This window comes from Comamonas sp. NyZ500 (assembly GCF_016772095.1).
Classification (GTDB): domain Bacteria; phylum Pseudomonadota; class Gammaproteobacteria; order Burkholderiales; family Burkholderiaceae_C; genus Comamonas; species Comamonas thiooxydans.
In genome coordinates this window covers 1-3,523 of the sequence record NZ_JAEIJE010000045.1, presented here as the reverse complement: position 1 = coordinate 3,523, position 3,523 = coordinate 1, and the positions used below count along the sequence as shown (strand labels likewise).

Annotated in this window: 6 protein-coding genes and 1 pseudogene; 1 reads left to right on the top strand and 6 read right to left on the bottom strand. The window is 67.4% G+C overall.

The genetic code is table 11. The features are described 5' to 3' along the window. Positions 1 to 75 precede the first annotated feature (75 nt). From JAO85_RS25420 to JAO85_RS25395, 6 genes and pseudogenes are all read right to left on the bottom strand, one after another. A pseudogene (locus JAO85_RS25420) lies at positions 76 to 423 on the bottom strand (DUF6511 domain-containing protein); the annotation flags it as partial. An 11-nt stretch (positions 424 to 434) separates the two neighbouring features. Then, positions 435 to 1,055, bottom strand: coding sequence for a hypothetical protein (locus tag JAO85_RS25415; protein WP_068595580.1), 621 nt, complete (start codon positions 1,053 to 1,055; stop codon positions 435 to 437). Between the two features lie 3 nt (positions 1,056 to 1,058). Next, positions 1,059 to 1,883, bottom strand: coding sequence for an ATP-binding protein (locus tag JAO85_RS25410; protein ID WP_068595577.1), 825 nt, complete (start codon positions 1,881 to 1,883; stop codon positions 1,059 to 1,061). Beyond that, positions 1,883 to 2,503, bottom strand: coding sequence for a GIY-YIG nuclease family protein (locus JAO85_RS25405; protein ID WP_019562414.1), 621 nt, complete (start codon positions 2,501 to 2,503; stop codon positions 1,883 to 1,885). Before JAO85_RS25405 ends, JAO85_RS25410 begins: the two co-directional genes overlap by 1 nt. Further along, positions 2,490 to 2,984 carry a hypothetical protein gene (locus JAO85_RS25400; protein ID WP_068595575.1) on the bottom strand — a complete coding sequence of 165 codons (495 nt, stop codon included), beginning with the start codon at positions 2,982 to 2,984 and terminating at the stop codon, positions 2,490 to 2,492. Before JAO85_RS25400 ends, JAO85_RS25405 begins: the two co-directional genes overlap by 14 nt. Before the next feature lie 11 nt (positions 2,985 to 2,995). After that, the gene (locus JAO85_RS25395; RefSeq protein ID WP_008648927.1) at positions 2,996 to 3,259 is read right to left on the bottom strand and encodes an AlpA family transcriptional regulator; all 264 of its coding nucleotides are present in this window, start codon (positions 3,257 to 3,259) and stop codon (positions 2,996 to 2,998) included. A 73-nt stretch (positions 3,260 to 3,332) separates the two neighbouring features. Here JAO85_RS25395 and JAO85_RS25720 point away from each other — a divergent pair. After that, positions 3,333 to 3,523: hypothetical protein (locus JAO85_RS25720; RefSeq protein ID WP_237735015.1), on the top strand; the 191-nt coding region annotated here is incomplete at its 3' end.

Below are 3,523 nucleotides of genomic sequence, written 5' to 3'. Positions count from 1 at the left end.
GGTCTACCCAGACCACCCCCGCGCCAGTGCTAGCTTTGCGTACCGTCACTTATTGCACTGAAAACGAGGAGACCCCGTGTAGCAGGTGACGATGGCGTCGACCACCTGGAGCGCCTCGGCCTCGGAGTACGCCCCGAGGGGCTTGTCGAAGCCGATCTCCTCGGCCGCCGCGCCGAAGGCCTTGAGGCACGTCCTCATCGCGGCCAGTTCGACGTCAGACGGGTCGATCATGGCCACCTCCGTCTTGGGCGTGCGTCCTTCCTGCACCCGCAGCCACTGACCGTAGAGCGCATGAAACGCCTGCTGGCAGCGCCGCGAGCAGAACACCCAGTCGATCGGATAGCGCCGGGCATCGCCCACCGGATGCCGGAGGTCCGAGTGGCCGTAGCCGCGCGCCTGTCGTTTGCAGACCCAACACTTCACTGACCCTCCTCTCACTGCGCCCAGGCCGGTTTGCCCGGCACGGCGGGGCGTTGCGGGGCGGGCGGCGTCGTGCGCGGCGGGGTTGCTGCGGCGGGCGCGCCGGTGGAACCACTGCCGGGGTTCTTCGGCGGCAGCCCCATCAGGCGGGCGTAGTCCGGGTGGTCGGGCTCGACGGCGTTTCGGATGACGTTCTTCAACTCGCCGCGGCCGTCCTTCTCGACGTCGATGCGGGCGAGGAACTCGATGCCGTCGAGCTCGTGGAAGCCCTGGATGCGCCGCGCGGCGGCGGCCTGCGGGCTCATGTCCTGGGGATGGACGTTGCGCGCGCTGTTGAGGATCGCGCGGATGAGGCTGCGGCCCATCTGGCCCCAGGCCGGGCCCTTCGCGCTGTGCAAGCCGATGTTCGACCACAGCTTGCGCCGGGCGTACTCGCCCTCCAGCACCACGAACTCGGCCGCGAGATACACCGAGCCGGTCTCAAAGCTCTGCGTGGCGTAGCCGCCGGTCCAGCCCTGGGCCGGGTCATCGAAGCCCCCGGGCTTGAGGGTCATGCGCACGCGGGCGAGCGTGCCCTTGGGGATGAGGTCGAAGTGCTGCTGCTGCACGTCGTTGAAATCGCACCAATCGGTCATGGCTTACTCCTTGGATGTCGGGATTCGAGTGGCGGCGGCGCACTTGTCGATCAGCGCGCGCAGGTTCGGCGGCTCCAGCAACTCGAGCTGGCCGGAGCGGTCCTTGGCCGGGACGCCGTAGGGGTTCACCGTGTGGCAGACGAAGGCGCGGTAGATTGATCCGTCCTCGGCCTTGATCTCGGCCAAGGTGACGACTTCATCGACGATGCCGGGCAGTTCCGCCGCGGTCTTGGCGCCCTCGATCTGCGGCACGAACACCTTGCGGTTGAAGTCGTCCAGGCGCTCGTCGAGGATGGCCACGAACACGACGTGCTTGCCGCGCGCGTGCTGCAGATGGGTCAGCGCCCCGATGAGCTCGGCGCCGAGCAGGCCGTAGGCGCCCCGGGTGTCGGGCTTGCCAGTGCGCTCGCTGTAGGCCTGCGGTTGGGTCTTGGCCCAGACGAGTGCCAGGCGCGCGAGCACGGTGATGCTGTCGACGAAGTAGGTGTCGTACTTGGCGAGTTGACCGGGATCGCCGTAGCGCTCGCACACATGCCGGTAATGCGCCTCGGAGTACGGCACATCCGCCGGCAGCGCCGGGTTCGGGCCGGCCAGGAACACCACGAGATCGCGGAACTCCGGCCAGGTGCTCGGGCGCACGCAGTCGCCGCGCCAGTCCTTGACGGCCAAGTCGCCGGCCTCCAGATCGACGAACAGGGTCGATCCTTCCGGCAGCGTCTTGAGCTGGCTGGTCTTGCCGATGCCGCTCTTGCCCAGCAGCACGAGCTTGACGCCCTGCTTCTCGCGCAGCCGCTGGTCGGCGGTGATGATGGGAAGACGTCGCTCCATCACTGCACCTCCAGCAATACTGCGCGCAGTGCGCGAAGATCGAGCCCGGTCGTGGCTTCGATGACGGCCAAGGCGTTGAACATGCCTTCGGTCTCGGACAGGCCTGTGCGGCGCCCCAACTCGACGTGTGCATCCAAGAGACGACTGGCTTCGAGCGTCAATTCACCTTGGGAGGTGATCCCAAGTCCGGCCGCGATATTGCGCATCAGCTTGTTGCAAAGAGCCCACGCACTGCGGTGTCGTGCTGCGTAATCCTCCGGCACGGTCCATTCGAGTGTCTGGGCTTCGACTGCCCGACGCACGGTGGACAAATCGTTCGGGAGAACTTCCCTTCGTCCGTCGTTGCCTAGCCACCGTAGGGCACCAGACTCGACGGCCCGATAGTTGAAGTGCGGACGAGTGGTCAGGCTGCGCCAGATCGATACGCCGTAGCGCGCGGTTTCAGTGCGGTGTTGGGCCAGGCGCTGCGCCAGATTGGTCGTCGAGCCAAGCTTGCAAGTGCCGTTGGAAAGGGCCAACACGTAGACATAGCCCAGCCCATCGGCGCGGGGCAGCGACGAGGCAAAGGCCAAGGCTGCGTTCACGTCGTCGTCGATAAGCCAGAAGTCAGGCGCTCGCATGGCCAGCCTCCTCATCGATCGACAACCGGAACGTGGGCTTGCCGGGCTTGACGGTGCGGGCGGCCTCGAACCCGGCGCGCAAGGCGGGCGGCCAGTGGTTGAAGCGGGACTCGGAAACCGAGAACTCGACGTCGAGGTAGTCCTCGACCTTCTCGCCGGCGGCGGCGATGCGCCGGGCGATGGCGGCCAGTTGCGCCTGGTCCCAGGACACGCGCTTCGGGACATCGACCGTCACGCGAAGCAGCCCGTCCTTCAGGTGCACGACGCCGAAGTCCTTGCCGGCCTCGAGGCGTGCAGCACGGGCCTGCTCGCCGTAGGCGGCCTCCAGCGCGGCGTCGAACTTCGCGCGGGCCTGCTTGAGCCAGGCGAGCGCTTCGTCGAGGTTGCGGCTGATCTCCGCCTTCTGGGCGGGCGGCAGCGCGGCCAGCTGGCCGACGGACATCGCGGCGATGTCGGCGGGGTAGAGGGTCAAATCGCTCATCGCATCCCCCTTCAGCGCGCCGCGCGCTCGGAGGTCGAGTCGTGCAGGGCGCCACGCTCGAACTCGATGACCGACTCCAGGGGGTAGCTGACGCGCTTGGACAGCTTCAGGTAGCGCGGGCCCCGCCCTTCGCTGCGCCAGCGCTGCAGGGTCTTGGGGCTCAGCCCCCAGCGCTGCGCGAGCTCGTTCTCGTTGAGGACCCGACGATCGCCGGGAGACAGACCGTTGATCGCATCGACCGGCGACCGGGTGATGGTGCTTGCCGTTGTCGGCATGGAAGCCTCCTATGACGCTGTTGAGGAACAGGTGTCATTGCAGGCTTCGGGTGGCGAACCTTGGAGGGACCGAATGGCGAACCACGCGCAAACTTCGGGTTCGCCAATCCGCACGCGTCCATGCCAAAACGGCGAGCACGCGGCTCGCCGTTCTTGGGGACAGGGGGATGGTCAGCGGCCCACATCGGCGCAACTGACGCAGCTCGCCAACACCATCGCGCATCGCGTGTGCCGGCACCTGTCGCGCCGCGGCTGGCTCGAAGG